The 18,349-nt window shown below is 41.4% G+C and carries 17 protein-coding genes; 11 read left to right on the top strand and 6 right to left on the bottom strand.

Annotated elements, in window-relative coordinates; genetic code table 11:
* Positions 1-139: 139 nt before the first annotated feature.
* The gene (locus AAC854_RS17265; protein ID WP_340618202.1) at positions 140-844 is read right to left on the bottom strand and encodes a phosphatase PAP2 family protein; all 705 of its coding nucleotides are present in this window, start codon (positions 842-844) and stop codon (positions 140-142) included.
* A gap of 464 nt (positions 845-1,308) precedes the next feature.
* Between AAC854_RS17265 and AAC854_RS17270 the strand changes: the two genes are divergently transcribed.
* Both AAC854_RS17270 and AAC854_RS17275 read left to right on the top strand, forming a co-directional pair.
* Entirely contained in the window at positions 1,309-1,626 is a 318-nt protein-coding gene (locus tag AAC854_RS17270; RefSeq protein WP_340618203.1) for a type 1 fimbrial protein, read from the top strand.
* 287 nt (positions 1,627-1,913) lie between these two features.
* Positions 1,914-2,225, top strand: a complete 312-nt coding sequence (locus AAC854_RS17275) for a type 1 fimbrial protein (RefSeq protein ID WP_340618204.1) — start codon at positions 1,914-1,916, stop codon at positions 2,223-2,225.
* Between the two features lie 78 nt (positions 2,226-2,303).
* Here AAC854_RS17275 and yeiP read toward each other — a convergent pair whose 3' ends face one another.
* The 3 genes from yeiP to AAC854_RS17290 form a co-directional block, all read right to left on the bottom strand.
* Complete coding sequence (gene yeiP, locus AAC854_RS17280; RefSeq protein ID WP_340618205.1) at positions 2,304-2,876, bottom strand: elongation factor P-like protein YeiP; 573 nt, start codon at positions 2,874-2,876, stop codon at positions 2,304-2,306.
* A 130-nt stretch (positions 2,877-3,006) separates the two neighbouring features.
* On the bottom strand, positions 3,007-4,251 hold the full coding sequence (gene mtr, locus AAC854_RS17285; RefSeq protein ID WP_340618206.1) for a tryptophan permease: 1,245 nt from the start codon (positions 4,249-4,251) through the stop codon (positions 3,007-3,009).
* A 160-nt stretch (positions 4,252-4,411) separates the two neighbouring features.
* Entirely contained in the window at positions 4,412-4,831 is a 420-nt protein-coding gene (locus tag AAC854_RS17290; protein ID WP_340618207.1) for a nucleotide triphosphate diphosphatase NUDT15, read from the bottom strand.
* A 243-nt stretch (positions 4,832-5,074) separates the two neighbouring features.
* Here AAC854_RS17290 and fruK point away from each other — a divergent pair, with 243 nt between their 5' ends.
* Positions 5,075-6,013 (top strand): 1-phosphofructokinase, encoded by a 939-nt coding sequence (gene fruK / locus AAC854_RS17295; RefSeq protein WP_340618208.1) that lies wholly within the window; start codon positions 5,075-5,077, stop codon positions 6,011-6,013.
* On the opposite strand, the gene nfo is transcribed toward fruK, so the two are convergent.
* Both nfo and AAC854_RS17305 read right to left on the bottom strand, forming a co-directional pair.
* Complete coding sequence (gene nfo, locus AAC854_RS17300; RefSeq protein WP_340618209.1) at positions 6,014-6,856, bottom strand: deoxyribonuclease IV; 843 nt, start codon at positions 6,854-6,856, stop codon at positions 6,014-6,016.
* Positions 6,857-6,962: 106 nt separating this feature from the next.
* A complete protein-coding gene (locus AAC854_RS17305; protein ID WP_340618210.1) occupies positions 6,963-8,045 on the bottom strand; it encodes a YeiH family protein in 1,083 nt (360 codons plus the stop codon).
* Between the two features lie 186 nt (positions 8,046-8,231).
* Between AAC854_RS17305 and yieE the strand changes: the two genes are divergently transcribed.
* The 8 genes from yieE to AAC854_RS17350 form a co-directional block, all read left to right on the top strand.
* Entirely contained in the window at positions 8,232-9,095 is an 864-nt protein-coding gene (yieE, locus tag AAC854_RS17310) for a DNA-binding transcriptional regulator YeiE (RefSeq protein ID WP_340618211.1), read from the top strand.
* Between the two features lie 137 nt (positions 9,096-9,232).
* Positions 9,233-10,720 (top strand): amino acid permease, encoded by a 1,488-nt coding sequence (locus AAC854_RS17315; RefSeq protein ID WP_340618212.1) that lies wholly within the window; start codon positions 9,233-9,235, stop codon positions 10,718-10,720.
* A gap of 228 nt (positions 10,721-10,948) precedes the next feature.
* A complete protein-coding gene (locus AAC854_RS17320; protein WP_340618213.1) occupies positions 10,949-12,082 on the top strand; it encodes an ABC transporter substrate-binding protein in 1,134 nt (377 codons plus the stop codon).
* A 19-nt stretch (positions 12,083-12,101) separates the two neighbouring features.
* Positions 12,102-13,187 (top strand): FecCD family ABC transporter permease, encoded by a 1,086-nt coding sequence (locus AAC854_RS17325; RefSeq protein ID WP_340618214.1) that lies wholly within the window; start codon positions 12,102-12,104, stop codon positions 13,185-13,187.
* Complete coding sequence (locus AAC854_RS17330; protein WP_340618215.1) at positions 13,184-13,972, top strand: ABC transporter ATP-binding protein; 789 nt, start codon at positions 13,184-13,186, stop codon at positions 13,970-13,972. The genes AAC854_RS17325 and AAC854_RS17330 overlap by 4 nt, the downstream gene beginning before the upstream one ends.
* A gap of 158 nt (positions 13,973-14,130) precedes the next feature.
* On the top strand, positions 14,131-16,098 hold the full coding sequence (locus AAC854_RS17335) for a ligand-gated channel protein (RefSeq protein WP_340618216.1): 1,968 nt from the start codon (positions 14,131-14,133) through the stop codon (positions 16,096-16,098).
* Between the two features lie 662 nt (positions 16,099-16,760).
* Positions 16,761-18,137, top strand: coding sequence for an APC family permease (locus AAC854_RS17345; RefSeq protein WP_340618217.1), 1,377 nt, complete (start codon positions 16,761-16,763; stop codon positions 18,135-18,137).
* The coding region (locus AAC854_RS17350) for a hypothetical protein (protein WP_340618218.1) at positions 18,134-18,349 on the top strand (216 nt) is incomplete at its 3' end. The genes AAC854_RS17345 and AAC854_RS17350, both read left to right, overlap by 4 nt.

An 18,349-nucleotide genomic window follows, 5' to 3' on the forward strand; every position in this document is an offset into this window, starting at 1 on the left:
TTGTTTATGCATATCAGGCTACTATTTCGGGTGTGAGAGCTGTGAAATTTATCACAGTTGACTCCCACCTTTTAATATCTCACCTGTTGCACTTAATATGTTAACTCAGCGATAGCTGATATCTCCTCAATATTATGGCCTAATTTGTTCGTCTGATATGCGGTAATTTCTTATCCAGCCATTCTGCTATGCTGTCACTAAGTGGCGTCAGTAATACCCAACTCATACCGATCAGCGTCAGAGACAGGGAGCCTACGGCAATATCTGTAAACCAGTGAGCACCTGCCATAATGCGAGGAAGGGCGAAAGTGATCATAATCAGCAGGGCAATAAAGAATGCGCCGCGAGAGACATAACGTAGAATAAAACTGCTGAAAATCAATAGCATTAAGCCATGATCACCCGGAAAACTGTCTTTTGAAGCATCTTTTGTATGCCAACTTGTCATGCCGTTTATACGGTTGACGTTTTCAAATGTCAATGTTGGGCTTGGACGAGTGACTGGTATCTGGTGACCTATCTGATTAATGATGACAGCAGAAATAAGCATAACAAGGCCAATCATGAAAAGTCGGCGTTTACCCGCATAATCTTGTTTGCGAAATGCACTGTAATAAAGCATTCCCATAAATAGTAGCGAGATCACGTCAAATGCTCTGACATTGGCGATTGCTACAAATAGGGTAAATTTTGAGTTTGGCAGCAGTTTCTCATTAAAAAAATAAAAAATAGAAGAATCAATGTGAAACCAAAAGCCGTGGTTCTCAGGCAAGTACCATGAGAAAAACAGGGCGATGCCAAGGATATTAAGCATAAGTATAGCGAGTGGGCGACTGCGAGTCATGAAGTACCTATCTAACACGTAAAATGGTTTTAGTAGACAAATTAACAAGGGGGGCACTATAACAAACTTTCCTGAAAAGGGTAATCGCTGTGGGATGTAATTGTTAACGTATGGTTATATCAGCATATTTTTAAAGTTAATTGGTTAATTTTTTCTCATTAATATGGGAATGGTTCAATGATATCGGAAAAATAGCTAAATCCTAATTTCAGTACCGATAATATATATTTGATGCAACATTGATATCTGACTATTATTAAACAACCAAGAATTGATTCCTTCATATCCAAACTTATTAGAATATTATGTTGAATTACGGTCTGAATAAATAAAAGTATAAAGAAATTTTCCCATTTGCCGTTATTTATATAGATAGCAGAGCGTTACACTATTATCTGGTTTAAAATTAGCGCGGGGCTAAAATTGAAAAAAATAATAATACCTGTAGTGGAGGTTGACTGCTTATGTTACGAAAAATGACGACTTTTTTGTTTATGTCCCTATCTTATCCTGCAATGGCTTATTCTCCGTCAACCTCAAACTCTGGAACTATTCACTTTCAAGGTGCTATCGTCGATCCTCCATGCCAATTTAGTTGGGATGAAGAACATACTGAAATGGTTTGTTGGTATAATGGCGAAAAAATAACTCAAGATAAAGTGATTGAATATCAAAAGGATAAGAAGATTCTGTTATCTCTTCAAAAGCATATTGGAACAGAGGAAATCAGATGGGTGGGGGAAGATAAGAAATTAGGCATTATTACTATAACTTATCACTAAATATTATATGTATTAAATATAATTATCTTGTTTGTTTTATTTAAATAATATAAATGAAATTTGCAGAATTCATTTGTGGTTTGGCTCAATAAATGATTTTTAATAACATTTTTGTAAATTATTTAATAAAAATATTAACTTTGTTTTTTAGTCAAAGATTCACTTTTGATATTTATCAATGAAATGTGTCAATGTCGTATTTTTTTCATGTGAAATAGTTATGATGGAGAGGAAGGAATAAAAGGTAGCTTAGTCTGAGTTAATGGAAAAACGAAAGTGAGGTGACCATGCGAAATTATCTTAAATTGTTAATTAGCTGTTTGTTGGTTTCATGGCTTTCTTATGGGTATGCAGAATCTAATGGAGGAGTAATTCGGTTTTCTGGTGCAATTGTTGATCCAGGATGTCAAGTTGTCGTATCAAATATCCAAGCTAATATCTCTTGCTATCGGTTAGGGAAAAACCGCACTGTTAAGCAAATCATCTCAACTAAGAAAACAACAGGTAATGTTATGCTTCCCGGGAACATTGGTGTTTCCAGCGTGAAGTGGACGGATAACCAAAAACGAGTGGCAATCGTTAATGTGGATTATTTCTGATTTAATAGGTAATGAGTCGCTCTTTTTATCGAGTATTATTTCGACGAAGAGAGCAACTCATATTTAAAGAGTATAGGATTAATCACAACGTCCCATATAACGACGTTCAGCAATATGAATGCGGATTTTTTCGCCTGAACTCAGATATTCAGGAACTTGAACAGTCAACCCTGTACTCATTTTTGCGGGTTTAGTCCTGGCACTTGCTGATGCGCCTTTAATACCCGGTGATGTTTCTTCAATGACCATATCAACAGTTTGTGGTAATTCAAGAGCCAGTAATTGTCCATCCATCGTTAGGACTTGCATTCCCGGTAAACCCTCTTCTGGAATGAAGAGTAATTCTTCTTCGATTTGATCTTTCTTGAAGTGATAGGGGGTGAAATCTTCATCATCCATAAAGATATATTCATCACCATCAATATAAGAAAAACTTACACTACGGCGAGTTAATGTGATGGTTTCAAGAATGTCATCACCTTTGAAACGCTCTTCCACTTTCTGACCAGTACGAATATCAGTAAAACGCATTTTATACAAAGTGCTGGCCCCGCGTGCGCTAGGAGACTGAATATCGATGTCTTTGACTAATAGTAGTTTTCCATTGTGGCTGATTGCAGCACCGCGTTTAATTTCATTGGCTTTAGCCATAGATACCTTCCATAAGAACGAGGAAATAGTGGAATGAATATTCAAGTGGCGACAAAATTACTCGCAGTCGGTCTGTTAGGCAAGAGTTGAATGAATGCCCCAGTAAAAATACTGGGGCATAAGGAAGGTATCAGCGATAAGTTGGCAACAAATTAAACAAAGAGAGAATATGGGCTGTCGCATTGATCAAACCGAACAGAATAACAAAGGCAATCAGAAAATTACCGCCCGGAACCCGATAGCCAGAAGTTGGATAACGCTTACGACTAGCTCGAACCATTAACGCAGGGATAATCACTGCCCAGATGGTTGCTGCCAGACCTGCAAAGCCGATTGCGTACAGAAAGCCATTGGGAAAAATCAGTGCCAGTACAGTGGGTGGAATAAATGTAATTAATGCTGTCTTAAAACGACCTTTGCCACTGTCATTGAATTTAAAAAAGTCGGCCAGATAATCAAACAACCCCAGCGATACGCCTAAGAATGAACTTGCCAGAGCCATATATGAGAAGGCATTCAGGAACTGGGTCACGGTTGCATTGTTGGATGTATTATCCATTTGTTGCAGTAAGTTACCAATATTGCCGCCATCCGCAATAATTTGTTTGAAAGCTTCACGGGGAACGTTTCCCTGAATCACGTACTGCCACAAAATATAGATGACTAATGTTATTAATGTTCCGTATAACAAGCTGCGGGCAACAGCTTTACTGTCTTTGTGATAATACTTGATAAGCCCGGGAACATTACCGTGATAGCCAAATGAGGCTAGTAGATAAGGTAGGGCGACTAAAGCGTAAGGCAAATAATTTGCTTCGGTATTGGCTTGATCAAATAAAATAGCTGGTTTTACTTCAGTAAACATACCACCGACAGACATGATAAAGGTGATTACCATACCGCCTATCAGGATAGTGCTTAAACGGTCTACAGCTTTCGTGGATAACCAGACAATGAAGGCAACGATAAAGGCGAAAATCAGACCGGCTACGGGTTGTTTTACCGGGATAATATGCCCAATGTTGTGAACAATAATTGAGCTTCCTGCTGAAACATAAGCATAGGTCAGGATATACAGAACAAAAGTGATGGATAAGCCTGTCAGGATGCTCCAGCCATTGCCTAGTAAATCTTGGGTAACCGTATGGAAACTGGAGCCAGCGGGATAATGCAGATTAGCTTCCATAATCATCAGGCTAGAACAATACAGGCATGCGCAGGTATATACCAGCAAAATGATTGAACCTGTAAACCACACGCCTGAAGTAACGATCGGAATGGAAAACATACCAGCACCGATAGCAGTACCGGCAATAATCATCGCACCGCCAAATATGGAGGGGCGTTTTAAATTTTGCGTTACCTCAATGGTCATAGAGACTCCCTGATGAATGGTGTTACCTTGTACTAGCGCGAAGATACATTAATAAATAATATGTGTAAACAAATATTTATGGAAGCTAATTAAGTCGCGTTGTTACATTTTGGATACAAAGGTGAGGCAGGTTATTGGAATTAACCTGCCTTAAGGGATATTAAGTTTTCGAATAGAACTGTGCCTTTTGCCATAGCTTAATGGCATTGCGGCTGGCTTCAAAATGAGGTTCGGGAAGATGATTAGGATCGCACCAAATGAGTTGTGAACATTTCTCTGGTTCCATTAATTTGGGCTCCCCTCCGGTATACTGTGCTAGCAAACAGACTGAAACTGTGTGTTTTCCTTCTTCTTGATAAGTTTCGAGATTATTGCAAATACCATAAACCTTGGGGCTTTGGATTGTCAGACCAATTTCTTCCTGAATTTCACGAATAGCGCAGTTTTCAAACGTTTCACCAGGATCAACATGCCCGCCAAAGATTGACCAATACGGCGCATGTTTGCTGGTACGTTTTCCCAATAGAACTTCACCCTTATCGTTAACGATAATAACACCTACTCCGACAACAACTGACACTGATATATTCCTCCGGACCGTACCTAATTACGCTGGTTCAGATAGATTTTATCTATCTGTAACAGTTTTCTTTTGTTACCTAACAAGAAATCATGTCGTAGCATATTTTTACTTTTATATCGCGGTGACACAATGATCAATCAAGGCGTAATTTTAACTGAAACGATTCAATTTTGATGATATAAATACATAGATAAATCTTAACGTTACTTATGACTGCTTATTCAGGAGAAACCGGGCAAGATGAGCCGCCGAGTTGCCACAATTACCTTAAATCCAGCTTATGATTTAGTTGGTTTATGCCCAGATATTACTAAGGGAACCGTTAACCGTGTACAGACAGCAGGGTTGAATGCTGCTGGTAAAGGAAACAATGTTGCGAAGGTACTGCGTGACTTAGGGATTGATGTTACTGTCAGCGGTTTTTTGGGGCGGGAGAATCAGGAAGGGTTTCAGCAGTTTTTCAGCGAAAATAATATGGTAAATCGCTTCCATTTGGTTTCAGGGCGAACGCGAATCAATGTAAAACTGACAGAAAAACACGGTGAAGTGACGGATTTTAATTTTTCCGGTTTCCATGTGACGCCAGAAGAGTGGAATCAATTTGTCAGTGATTCTCTCACGTGGTTGGGGCAGTTTGATATGGTTGTTGTCAGTGGCAGTTTGCCTGAGGGAGTGACGCCTGAGTTGTTTTCGGATTGGATGATGGAACTACGGCAGTGTTGCCCTTGTATTATTTTTGACAGTAGCCGCGAAGCTTTTGTTGCGGGTCTCAACGCATTGCCATGGCTGGTAAAACCCAATCGCCATGAATTGGAAATTTGGGCAGGTGAGCCACTGCCGGATTTGAACAGTGTGATTGATGCTGCCCATGAGTTACGTAACAGAGGGATTGCCCATGTCGTCATATCATTGGGAGAGCAGGGGGCATTATGGGTTAATTCCTCTGGCGCATGGTTGGCGAAACCGCCCCATTGTGAGGTGGTCAGCACTGTTGGGGCAGGGGATTCCATGGTGGGTGGATTGGTTTATGGTTTGCTGATGCGTGAATCCAGTGAGCATACATTGCGTCTGGCAACCGCAGTTTCTGCACTTACGGTCAGCCAGTCGAACGTTGGAATTAGAAGCCGTACTGAACTTGCTTCAATGATGTCAAGGATTGAACTGACTTCAGTCAGATAATCAGTTCTGTTGGGATTTCAGCCAGGCAATTTCCTGAGCCCAAATATCTGGGTTGATCGTTTCGAGTACTAAGGGAATACCATTGAAGCGATCATCTTTCATTATATAGCTGAAAGGCGTTTTGCCGATATTGCCTTCGCCAAGACTGTGATGCCGGTCAACACGGCTGGAAAATTCACTTTTGGCATCGTTCAAATGCATAGCTTTAAGATATTTGAACCCGACTATTTTATCGAATGCCTGAAAAGTTTCATCACAATCTTTTTCAGTACGTAAATCATAACCAGCAGCGAAAGCGTGGCAGGTATCAATACAGACGCCAACACGATTTTTGTCTTCAACACCGTCAATAATCGCAGCGAGTTGTTCAAACTTAAAACCAAGGTTGGTTCCTTGTCCGGCAGTATTCTCGATGACAGCAATGACGCCTTGTGTTTTGTCTAACGTGATATTAATGGATTCTGCGATACGAGCGAGGCACTTATCTGTGTCAATTTTATTGAGATGGCTGCCCGGATGGAAGTTGAGCAGATCGATGCCTAACTGTTCACAGCGTTGCATTTCATCAAGAAAAGCGGCACGGGATTTTTCCAGCGCTTCCGTTTCAGGATGACCAAGATTGATTAAGTAGCTGTCATGGGGAAGAATTTGTCGGCTGCCATAACCATAACGTTCACAGTTTGCCCTGAATTTATCAATAACTTCTGTTGATAGCGGCGGGGCGTGCCACTGGCGCTGATTTTTCGTGAACAGGGCAAATGCTGTTGCTTTTAATTCGTGGGCTCGGGCCACCGCCTGATCAACACCACCCGCAGCGCTCACATGGGCTCCAACAAATTTCATATTCTTTTCTCCTATTTTCTCGTCATTATGGCATTGTTTGTTCCGTTGATACAATTTTGCCGGCAACAGTCAATTCAACTGAGAGTTAGATCCTCTTCATGCTGGATTAGCTAAATAAATGCTGAATGCCCTGATTGATGATTAGTCCTCCCACCATTAGCCAAATAAACAAGATGAGTGCCAATAAAATGGGCTTAACTCCCGCCTGACGAATGGCGCTGATATGTGTGGTTAAGCCTAAAGCAACCATTGCCATTGCCAGCATGATGGTATCTATGGCAATGATATTGTTAATAAGGGATTCAGGTAATAAATGAAAGGAATTGAAACCTGCTGTCGCAATAAAGAACACAGCAAACCATGGAATGGTGATTGGGGATTTTTTTTGATTGGTCTGGCAATGTGGTGTTTTCATGCGGCTGATATAACTGGAAAGTAGCAACAAGAATGGTGCCAACAACATCACGCGGATCATCTTGCTAATGACGGCCGCATTTTCAGCATCGCTTCCTAATGTATGCCCAATAGCGACAATTTGAGCGACTTCATGAACGGTTGAACCAGAAAAGATACCAAATGTTTCCTGAGAAAAGTTAAACCACTGGTAATGGGCATTGAGCTGGTAAAACCACGGATAGATAAAGATTGCAAGCGTGCCAAAAATTACCACAGTAGATACAGCCACTGCAACTTTGCTGGCAGCGGCTTTGACAACGGGTTCTGTTGCCATAACAGCCGCAGCGCCACAAATGCTGCTGCCGGCACCAATCAGAATGACGGTTTGATTATCCAACTGAAAAAAAGAGCGTCCAACCCATAAGGCGATAAAAAAAGTTGAAGAAAGCATAATGACATCAATCAGTATTCCTGTTGCACCTACATCGGTGATTTGTTGGAACGTTAATCGAAACCCGTAAAGAATAATGCCCGCCCGCAACAAATAGTGTTTGGAAACATGAACGCCACTATCACAAGTGGGTTTTAAAAAAGGATATAGTATGTTGCCGACACAAATTCCTAACAAAATAGCGAGTGTCAGGACGCCTAATCCCATGTTTATAAACCACGGAATATTACCAATATAGATAGCGAAGGCAGTCAGGATTGCGGTTAAGATGAATCCAGGAATTAATTTTATTGCGATGTGTTGGTGGCTTTTTTCTGGTTCGCCGAATTGAGTTTCAGACATTTGGCTACTCTATTGCTTATGTGCTTTGGGAATAAGCATATAGCCAATCTTAAAATCAATAAAATTGATAATTTTTATATATAAAACCACTAAAAGTAGTTAATTGTGGGTGACTTTTGTTAAGTTGCATAATACTGTCTAAAATCAAGACTACCTTTCAACTTATTTTGCTTCCCGTGAGGCCATATGCGTATCACTCTGAGACAACTGGAGATTTTTGCAGAAGTTCTGAAAAGTGGTTCAACGACACAGGCTTCTCAGCAGTTAGCGTTATCACAATCTGCGGTGAGTGCTTCACTGACAGATCTCGAAGGACAGTTAGGAGTACGGCTGTTTGATAGAGTGGGGAAACGTCTGGTGACTAATGAACATGGGCGTTTGCTCTACCCTAAGGCATTAGCATTGCTTGAACAGGTTGGTGAAGTAGAACAGCTTTTCAAACTTGAATTGGGGGCATTGCGACTAGCGGCCAGTAGCACAATTGGTAATTACATGTTGCCTGAAATGCTGGCTAAATATCGTCAGGATTACCCTGATACACCATTGGAATTGAATATCGGCAATACTGAAGATGTCATAAAGGCAGTGGCAGAATTTCGTGTCGACCTGGGATTGATTGAAGGTTTGTGCCATGACCCCGAATTGATCACTCAACCGTGGATGAAAGATGAGCTAATTATCTTTTCTTCGCCGGAAAGCTCATTATTGCAGCGTGATCTTACTATTGAGGATTTGATTACAGCACCTTGGATATTGAGGGAAAAAGGATCAGGAACCAGAGAAGTGTTAGATCATCTTTTATTCTCACAAATTCCTCGGTTCAATATCGCAATGGAATTGGGGAATTCGGAAGCCATCAAACATGCAGTTCAATATGGAATGGGGATCAGTTGCCTTTCACGGAAAGTCGTTCAAGAGCAACTAAAAAGCGGGACGTTAGCAGAGCTCATAATCCCTGGGCTTAGCCTCAATCGCAACCTGTACTTGATTTACCATCGCCAGAAACATATGTCCAATGCACTGCAAAAGTTACTGAATTATTGTCGCTAATGTTAAGAGCATAATCGTGTAGCTTATAATTGGTTATGGATTATGAAGGTATCTTATAACCACGAATCGCCGCTATTCTGGAAACGAGGATTTGTTACAATTCCGCATTAAAGTTATTTTAATGATATAGGAATAGAATGTCTCAAGAACAGTGTACGCCACGGGATCAGGCTCCGAAAAACCTGCGCCGTGAATTAAAAGCACGACATATGGCAATGATTGCCATCGGTGGATCAATTGGTACGGGATTATTTGTTGCCTCAGGCGCAACTATTTCTCAGGCTGGTCCAGGTGGAGCTTTACTTTCCTATGCCTTAATTGGCCTAATGGTCTATTTCTTGATGACCAGTTTAGGCGAATTGGCTGCGTACATGCCGGTTTCGGGATCATTTTCAACCTATGGCTCCAAATATGTGGATGAAGGTTTTGGTTTCGCATTGGGCTGGAACTACTGGTATAACTGGGCGGTGACGATTGCTGTTGACCTTGTCGCTGCACAATTAGTTATGGGGTATTGGTTTACTGATGTTCCCGGCTGGATATGGAGTGCGTTGTTCCTTGGCCTGGTTTTTTTGTTGAATTTCATCTCTGTTAAAGGCTTTGGTGAAGCAGAATATTGGTTCTCCTTGATTAAAGTCTCTACGGTTATTGTGTTTATCATCGTCGGTATTCTGATGATCGCCGGCATTATGAAAGGTGCTGAGGGGGCTGGCTGGCATAATTGGGCCGTTGATGATGCGCCATTTGCAGGTGGTTTTGCTGCTATGATTGGCGTTGCCATGATTGTCGGTTTTTCCTTTCAGGGCACAGAATTGATTGGGATCACCGCCGGAGAATCCAAAGATCCGGCGAAAAACATTCCTCGTGCGGTGCGTAAAGTATTCTGGCGTATCCTGTTGTTTTATGTGTTCGCCATTTTGATTATCAGCCTAATCATTCCTTACACTGATCCAAGCTTATTGCGTAATGGGGTGAAAGATATCAGTGTCAGTCCATTCACATTGGTATTTCAAAATGCTGGATTGCTGTCAGCCGCTGCCATAATGAATGCAGTGATATTGACTGCTGTGCTTTCGGCAGGGAATTCAGGAATGTATGCCTCTACCCGAATGCTGTTCACACTCGCAAGAGAAGGTAAGGCACCGAAAATTTTTGGTCATTTGTCGAAAGGTGGGGTTCCACGTAATGCACTTTATGTAACCACTGTGGTGGCAGGATTGTGTTTCCTCAGCTCTATGTTTGGCAACCAAACCGTTTATCTGTGGTTATTGAATACCTCAGGAATGACCGGGTTTATTGCTTGGTTAGGAATTGCAATCAGTCATTACCGTTTCCGTAAAGGCTATGTTGCGCGCGGACTGGATCTGAATGATCTGCCATATCGTTCCGGTTTCTTCCCTATTGGGCCAATTTTTGCCTTTATCTTGTGTCTGGCAATCACATTAGGGCAGAACTATCAGGCGTTTCTGCAAGATAAGATTGATTGGTATGGCGTTATTGCAACGTACATTGGTATTCCATTATTTCTTATTATTTGGTTTGGTTACAAATTGAAAAAGAAAACCCGCTTTGTTAAGTATAATGAGATGGAATTTCCAGTATTCACATACACCAATAAAGAATAATTGTGAATAAATATTCAATGGATTGATATTCATTGATTACAACATTATGACTTTTATGTGACAAAAGGCTGCCTGTTCTGTGATGGAATCGGCAGTTTTTATTTTTCAGGGGATTAGGGGGAAAATATAGACTGTAAATTTGGGATACACCGAATCAATCGCATTGATAAGTATTCTTATTTGCTTTATTGTTAGCGCCACAATTGTTGCATGAAGAGGCTAACTAAAGTGAAGTTTGTATTTCGAGCAGTCGTGAAAAGTATGGGTGTCAGTCTGATAGCAGGCTCCGCCATGATGGCAAGTTTTGCATCTTGGGCTGAAACAGTCACTGATGTTGCTGGACGTACTGTAGAAGTGCCTGAGAAAGTCAACCGGATTTTGTTGGGCGAAGGTCGTCTATTCCATTCTGTTGCACTGTTGGAAGGAGATAAACCTCTGGCTCGTATTGCTGGCTGGCAAGGTGATTTCCGCAAGTTAGATCCACAAACTTACGCCATCTATAAAGCTAAATTCCCTGAAATCGATAACATTCCCCTGATTGGTAATACCAGCGCGGATAGTGTCAGTTCTGAAAAAGTACTTACACTGAATCCTGACGTTGCTATTTTCGGTCTGTCTGGGCATGGTCCCGGAAAAAACAGCGAACTGGTAAAACAGTTGGAAAAAGCGGGTGTTCCGGTTGTTTTTGTCGATTTCCGCAATGATCCTTTGAAAAACACATTACCTAGCCTCCGTATGCTGGGCAAAATCCTGCACCGTGAAGAACAAGCAAATGCTTACGCCGATTTTTATGAAAAAAATCTGAAACTGGTAACTGATATTACTGATCGTATACCAGAAGCTGAGAAGCCTTTCGTATTTATTGAGTTAAGAGCTGGCTCCAGCGAAGATTGCTGTGGTACGGCAGGTAACGGCAATATGGGGAATTTCATTGACTTGGCTGGAGGCAAAAACATTGCCAAAAATGTATTGCCATCTCCATTGGGTACAATGAATCTGGAAAAAGTGATTGCCGATGATCCTTATATCTACATTGCGAGTGGTGCACAAGATCCGGGTGATAAAGATGAGGGCATTAAAATGGGAGCCCAGACTTCCGCAGATATTGCCCGTGCTGGACTAAAAGCCATCACTGAACGTAATGGCATCAACACGTTAACCGCAGTGAAAGAAGGCCGTAGCTATGCTATTTGGCACCACTACTACAACTCTCCTTATAATGTTGTTGTTACGCAAGTTTTTGCCAAATGGTTCTATCCTGAAAAATTTGCTGACTTAGATCCACAGCAAACACTGAAAGAGCTTCACAATAAATTCTTGGCTGTTGAACCAGCAGGTACGTATTGGGTTAGTGAGAAATAAGTAGTAACAGGTAATAAAAATGAGCGTCACTACCGAGCCTATGCCAATGGTGAAACAGAAATTAAATGAGTGCGATATAAAAGCACATTATCGTCATATCCTGCGTCGACGTGTTGCATGGATATTGTTCATCATTTTGGTGATTGGCACTTCTGTCGTACTGGATTTTACAATAGGGCCATCGGGGTTATCACTGCAAACCCTTTGGCAAACACTGATTTCACCGGAAAGTGTTAACGCAGCAACCCGGGTGATTGTTTGGGATATCCGATTACCCTATGCTCTGATGGCGGTAGTGATTGGCCTGTCTCTCGGGCTGGCCGGTGCTGAAATGCAGACAATCCTGAATAACCCATTAGCCAGCCCGTTTACTTTGGGTGTTTCCCATGCCGCTTCTTTTGGTGCGGCATTGGCGATTGTGCTTGGAATTGGTATTCCCGGCATTCCGGATCAGTGGTTCATCTCGGCAAATGCTTTTCTTTTTGCATTGCTGGCCGCGTTGATGCTTGATGGCATTACCCGCTGGACAAGAGTGGCAACTTCCGGTGTTGTATTATTCGGCATTGCGATGGTATTTACCTTCGATGCGCTGGTTTCTATGATGCAATTTATCGCCACGGAAGATACCTTACAGGGTTTGGTCTTCTGGACGATGGGAAGTCTTTCCAGGGCGACATGGGAAAAACTGGGCGTTATGATGCTGGCCTTTTCCATTATTATGCCTATCTCAATGAGCAATTCCTGGAAATTGACCGCGTTGCGCTTGGGAGAAGATCGCGCTACCAGCTTTGGAATCAATATCAGCTATCTTCGTTTAGGAACATTACTGCGTATTAGTATCCTGACTGCATTAGCGGTTGCGTTTGTTGGGCCAATTGCTTTTATCGGGCTGGTGGCCCCTCATATCGCCAGAATAATGTTTGGTGAAGATCATCGTTTCTTCCTGCCTGCGAGTGCATTAATTGGCGCATTGGTTTTGTCGATGACCTCCATTGTCTCTAAGAACCTAATTCCGGGTGTCATTATACCGGTGGGGATCGTGACATCGTTAGTGGGTGTGCCTTTCTTCCTTAGCATAGTTTTACGCCATAGGGGGAATGTATGAGTCAGGGGCTAAAAATAAATCGTCTGATAACGGGTTATCCGAAACATCCTGTCATTCAGAATTTGGATGTTAAGCCATTGCCGCGTGGTCAAATTACTGTATTGCTGGGGCCGAATGGCTGTGGAAAATCCACGCTATTACGTGCTCTGGCGGGTTTGAATAAAGCCAGTGGTGAACTACTGCTGGATGGGCAGGATTTGATGCAGATGAATTTTGCCCAACGCGCAAAAAGCGTGGTGTATTTGCCTCAATCGTTACCAGCGGGCGTTCATCTCCACGTACTCGAATCTGTGATTGTTGCTCAGCGAGCATCAGGTGGTGTAAGCAATAGCCAGTGTGAGAAAGAAGTCATGGAGCTGCTACGCCAGCTCGGTATCGATCATTTGGCTCTTAGCTACTTGGATCAATTATCGGGTGGTCAGAAACAGTTGGTTGGATTGGCTCAGTCATTAATCCGCCATCCAGCTCTGTTATTACTTGATGAACCATTAAGTGCGCTGGATTTAAATTACCAGTATCACGTCATGGATTTGGTTGCACGCGAAACGAAACGTCGTAATATTATTACTGTTGTTGTTGTTCACGATATAAATATTGCATTGCGTCATGCAGACCATGTATTAATGCTAAAGAAAGGTCAATTAATTTCTGAAGGTGCACCTGAACAGGTTATTACACCTGATAGTTTGGCTGAGGTTTATGGTATCAAAGGCCGAATTGAGCGTTGTTCTCAGGGTGTACCACAAGTATTAATTGATGGTTTGGTGACGGAATTGGCGAGTTAGAATAATAAAAGATATAAACTTTTTTATTAAATTAAAAAGTCATTAATTTAATAAGCATGACACTGACAGGGATAGATATTTATCCCTGTGTTGCGGGTGTATGTCGATTATCCATATTAATTTAAATTAATTCTATTCTACCTTTTGGAGAATCGGGAATGGCTGTTTTTGCAAAGAAAAAAATCGTATTAGGCATTATTGCTGCTATCTCATCCAGCACTGTTTTGACTGTTAATGCAGCTAATGGTGGTGAAGATAAAATAGTTGTAACAACTGCAGCGGGTTTCCAGCAAAAAATTGAGGATGCACCTGCTTCCATTTCAGTTGTTAGCCGTGAACAGTTGGAAACTAAAGCTTACCGTGATGTAACGGACGCATTGAAAGATGTGCCAGGGGTGGTTGTTACGGGGGGTGGAAGCAGTAGTGATATTAGTATTCGTGGTATGGCTCCGAAATATACCATGATTCTAGTTGATGGTAAGCGCGTTGATACCCGTAGCACCCGTCCAAATAGTGATGGTCCGGGAATTGAACAGGGATGGTTACCACCATTGGCCGCAATTGAGCGTATTGAAGTGGTGCGAGGACCGATGTCTTCCTTATACGGCTCTGATGCTATGGGGGGAGTAATTAATGTTATTACTCGTAAGGCACAGAAAAAATGGCATTTAACTCTGAATGCAGACGCTACTCTGACTGAAAGCAAAAAATCTGGTAACAGCTATCAGAAAAGTATTTATGCTGCAGGCCCAGTAATTGAGGGATTGCTAGGTTTGAGAGTAAATGGTTTATATTCGCATCGCAATGAAGATAAGTTTTTAGGTGGATTTAGAGAGCAGGAGATGCGCAACGGTGCTGTTGCTCTGTCTTTAACTCCAGATGAACAAAATGATTTTACTTTTGAAGCTGCCCGCTATGAACAAGATCGCGACTCAACGATTGGTAAGACTCGCGACTGTCAGCCAAAATCTTGTGAAAATGATATAAGCCGTTATAAACGAAACAATTATTCCATTACTCATCATGGTGTTTATGATTTTGGAACGACTACGTCTTATATTCAAAGAGATGAATCTCGTAACCCTGAACGTAAAATGACAAACAACGATACGGTATTTAATAACCATACGACGTTTGTTCTTGACGACCATACAATAAGTATTGGTGGTCAATATCGTTATGAAGATTTGCGGGACAATAGTAACAAACTACCTTCAGCCAAAGATGTTAATAAGTTAACTCGTTGGAGTTGGGCATTAGTTGCAGAAGACGAATGGCAAATGATCAATGATTTTGCTCTGACTGGCGGCATTCGGTTAGATAAAGATCAAAATTTCGGCATGCATTGGACTCCTCGTCTATATGGAGTATGGCATGCGGATGAGCAATGGACTGTTAAGGGTGGTATTTCTACAGGTTATCGTTCTCCTGATATAAGACAAGTTGCCCCTAACTGGGGACAGACAACGGGCGGACGTTTCAGTAGTGGCATGATCTTAGGTAACCCAGACCTCAAGCCAGAGAAAAGTGTTAATGAAGAAATTAGTATTATCTGGAATAACCAAGAGAACTTTAATATTGGTGTGACTGTATTTAATACTGATTTCAAAGATAAAATCACTGAAATTAAAGATTGTGAAAAAGATTGTAATATAGGTGGTGATAAGTATGATTTTATTAACAAACGTATAAATGTTGATAAAGCTAATATTCGTGGTGTTGAAACTACCATAAATTGGGACATCGTTGAGAGTCTATCATTGGCTGCAAGCTATACTTATACCGATTCTGAACAAAAAAGTGGTAATTTCAAAGGACAGCCTTTAAATAAAATGCCAACACATATGGCGAATGCAACCATGAACTGGCAACCTTTATCCGAGTTGAATACATGGACCCGTATCAATTTCCGTGGTAAAACAAAAAACTATCAATACCGCTCTAGTATGAGAGATGGAACCCCTTCTTATACTTTTGTCGATCTAGGGATGACTTATAATTTGTCTAAAAATCTACGCTTGTTAGGTGGGGTTTATAATGTTTTTGATAAACGAGTAACTGAAGAAAGTCATGATGCAGTCCTAGATGGCCGCCGTTACAATATCGGCATCAATTATGATTTTTAATTAATATTTCACTTTTTTATTAATATTAGTCATTATACTTAACATTTAGACGTAATATAAAATCATCCCGCATCAATTTTATGATGATGGGATGATTTTTTTGACATCAACGTCATCATAATCAATTGGCAAATAGTTTCGCTCTGTGCTAAAAATTTACAGAGTCTAATCAATGGATATGATGGCGTTAAATTTCAGCACTGACTCAGTAAGAGCCTATCCTCTAAGGCTTTGTAGTGTCGTAAAAAATAATAGATTTTAGTGTTATAGCACTTGCTATTTCTGGACTCGAAGTGCAAAATGCGTGCACTAAAAATAACTGATGCGTAAATATGCATCAGTTATTTTTTTTGCGTTAAGTTATTTTTTACAACACCAAGAGGCCGGATTTTGTTCCGGATCGATACTGACTAAAAGCAACCATAATTGAAATAAGGTTGCTGTACTGAGGAATGCAAATATGGAGCAATTATTCTCTTTTGCACTTGTGCCGATTGGCGCTCGTTGCTGCAACGATGACTATGGGGCATGGCGCTCTATTAATTTACCATCCTCTAATTTTTCTTTCTTTTCTGTTTATAGACAGATGCGAAGTCTACCCAGTAACTATCGATTAAGTAGTTGTATCAGTACCCAAATCGAAGTTATGGGAGGTTTCGCTCATGTCGCATAATTCAATCTCTCTCGGCACTAACCAAGCCAGTGCCAATAACCGCGTCCAACTGAGAAAAACCTTGACCTTGTTTCAGGTGGTCATGATGGGCCTTGCTTATATACAGCCAATGACTATCTTTGATACTTTTGGCATTGTTTCCAAATTAACGGATGGGCATGTCGCGACATCTTATGCTATCGCACTGATCGCAATTTTATTTACAGCTTTAAGTTACGGGAAATTAGTAAAACGTTTTCCATCAGCAGGCTCTGCCTATACATATGTACAAAAATCAATGAACCCCCATCTTGGGTTTATGGTAGGTTGGTCATCTTTGCTGGATTATCTGCTTATGCCGATGATCAATATCCTGCTGGCAAAAATTTATCTTCAAGCCATTTTTCCTGGTGTTGATCCCTGGATCTTTGTTGTTGGTTTGGCAATTTTAATGACAGTTTTCAACCTGAGTGGTATCAACGTTGTGGCTAACCTCAACGGTTTGATCGTAGTTGTGCAGGTAGCTGTTATAGTGGCATTTGTTGGCTTATTAATGTACGGCGTACATCATGGTGAAGGTGCTGGCACATTGCTCAGTATGCGGCCGTTTACGTCGGAAGAAGCGAAATTGATTCCAATGATAACCGGAGCGACGATACTTTGTTTCTCTTTCCTCGGGTTTGACGGCATCAGTTCCTTATCTGAAGAAACACCTAATGCGGAAAAGGTCATTCCGAAAGCGATTTTCCTGACCGCATTAATTGGTGGTGTTATCTTCATTGCAGTCTCTTATTTCTTACAACTCTATTTCCCTGATATTTCGCGGTTTAAAAACCCGGATGAATCTCAGCCGGAAATTATGTTGTATGTCGCAGGGGCACTATTCCAAGCGATTATTTTAGTCTTCTCTTGTGTCACTGTAATGGCTTCCGGTATGGCTGCTCATGCAGGCGTTTCCCGACTGCTTTATGTGATGGGGCGTGATGGCGTACTGCCTGAGAAAGTATTTGCTTATGTTCATCCAAAATGGCGTACCCCTGCGATTAACGTCCTATTGGTTGGCATCGTTGCTCTATCAGCCTGTTGGTTGAATCTGGTGACTGCAACTGCATTGATTAATTTTGGTGCACTGGTGGCATTTACTTTCGTTAACTTGTCGGTGATCTCGCAATTCTATGTTCGTGAACGCCGCAATAATACACTGAAAGACACCTTGAATTTCTTGATCCTGCCACTTTTGGGGGCAGCGACAGTAGGTGTTTTGTGGATGAACCTGGAAGCAAAATCGATGGAATTAGGTTTGATTTGGGGCGGATTTGGTCTCATTTATATGTTCTTTGTGACCCGTAGCTTCCGTCAACCAATGCCACAGTTCAGTGAGTCATGACAGCAAAAGATGATTTCAGATTGCCGCTACTACAGAAGTGGCCTGAAAGAAAAGAGTACATTAATACTTTTTTGAAACAGCACCTTCGGGTGCTGTTTTTGTTGTATATAGAAAACCCCCAGCTTGGCTGGGGGTTCCGTAGAGCTTACAGCTATAAGTCTGCTATAAAAACCCCTTTTGATTTGTTAAAACACCTTGCGGTCTGGCAACTG

This window comes from Xenorhabdus entomophaga (assembly GCF_037996725.1).
In the GTDB taxonomy this organism is placed as follows: Bacteria; Pseudomonadota; Gammaproteobacteria; order Enterobacterales; family Enterobacteriaceae; genus Xenorhabdus; species Xenorhabdus khoisanae.

Excerpts from the sequence above, each read along its gene's own strand:
- AAC854_RS17315 (WP_340618212.1), top strand. The coding sequence starts at position 9,233 with ATGTCTCAAGAACAGTGTACGCCACGGGATCAGGCTCCGAAAAACCTG.
- AAC854_RS17265 (WP_340618202.1), bottom strand. The coding sequence starts at position 844 with ATGACTCGCAGTCGCCCACTCGCTATACTTATGCTTAATATCCTTGGC.
- AAC854_RS17325 (WP_340618214.1), top strand. The coding sequence starts at position 12,102 with ATGAGCGTCACTACCGAGCCTATGCCAATGGTGAAACAGAAATTAAAT.
- AAC854_RS17270 (WP_340618203.1), top strand. The coding sequence starts at position 1,309 with ATGTTACGAAAAATGACGACTTTTTTGTTTATGTCCCTATCTTATCCT.
- nfo (WP_340618209.1), bottom strand. The coding sequence starts at position 6,856 with ATGAAATTTGTTGGAGCCCATGTGAGCGCTGCGGGTGGTGTTGATCAG.
- AAC854_RS17305 (WP_340618210.1), bottom strand. The coding sequence starts at position 8,045 with ATGTCTGAAACTCAATTCGGCGAACCAGAAAAAAGCCACCAACACATC.
- yieE (WP_340618211.1), top strand. The coding sequence starts at position 8,232 with ATGCGTATCACTCTGAGACAACTGGAGATTTTTGCAGAAGTTCTGAAA.
- AAC854_RS17275 (WP_340618204.1), top strand. The coding sequence starts at position 1,914 with ATGCGAAATTATCTTAAATTGTTAATTAGCTGTTTGTTGGTTTCATGG.
- mtr (WP_340618206.1), bottom strand. The coding sequence starts at position 4,251 with ATGACCATTGAGGTAACGCAAAATTTAAAACGCCCCTCCATATTTGGC.
- AAC854_RS17345 (WP_340618217.1), top strand. The coding sequence starts at position 16,761 with ATGTCGCATAATTCAATCTCTCTCGGCACTAACCAAGCCAGTGCCAAT.
- AAC854_RS17330 (WP_340618215.1), top strand. The coding sequence starts at position 13,184 with ATGAGTCAGGGGCTAAAAATAAATCGTCTGATAACGGGTTATCCGAAA.
- yeiP (WP_340618205.1), bottom strand. The coding sequence starts at position 2,876 with ATGGCTAAAGCCAATGAAATTAAACGCGGTGCTGCAATCAGCCACAAT.
- AAC854_RS17335 (WP_340618216.1), top strand. The coding sequence starts at position 14,131 with ATGGCTGTTTTTGCAAAGAAAAAAATCGTATTAGGCATTATTGCTGCT.
- fruK (WP_340618208.1), top strand. The coding sequence starts at position 5,075 with ATGAGCCGCCGAGTTGCCACAATTACCTTAAATCCAGCTTATGATTTA.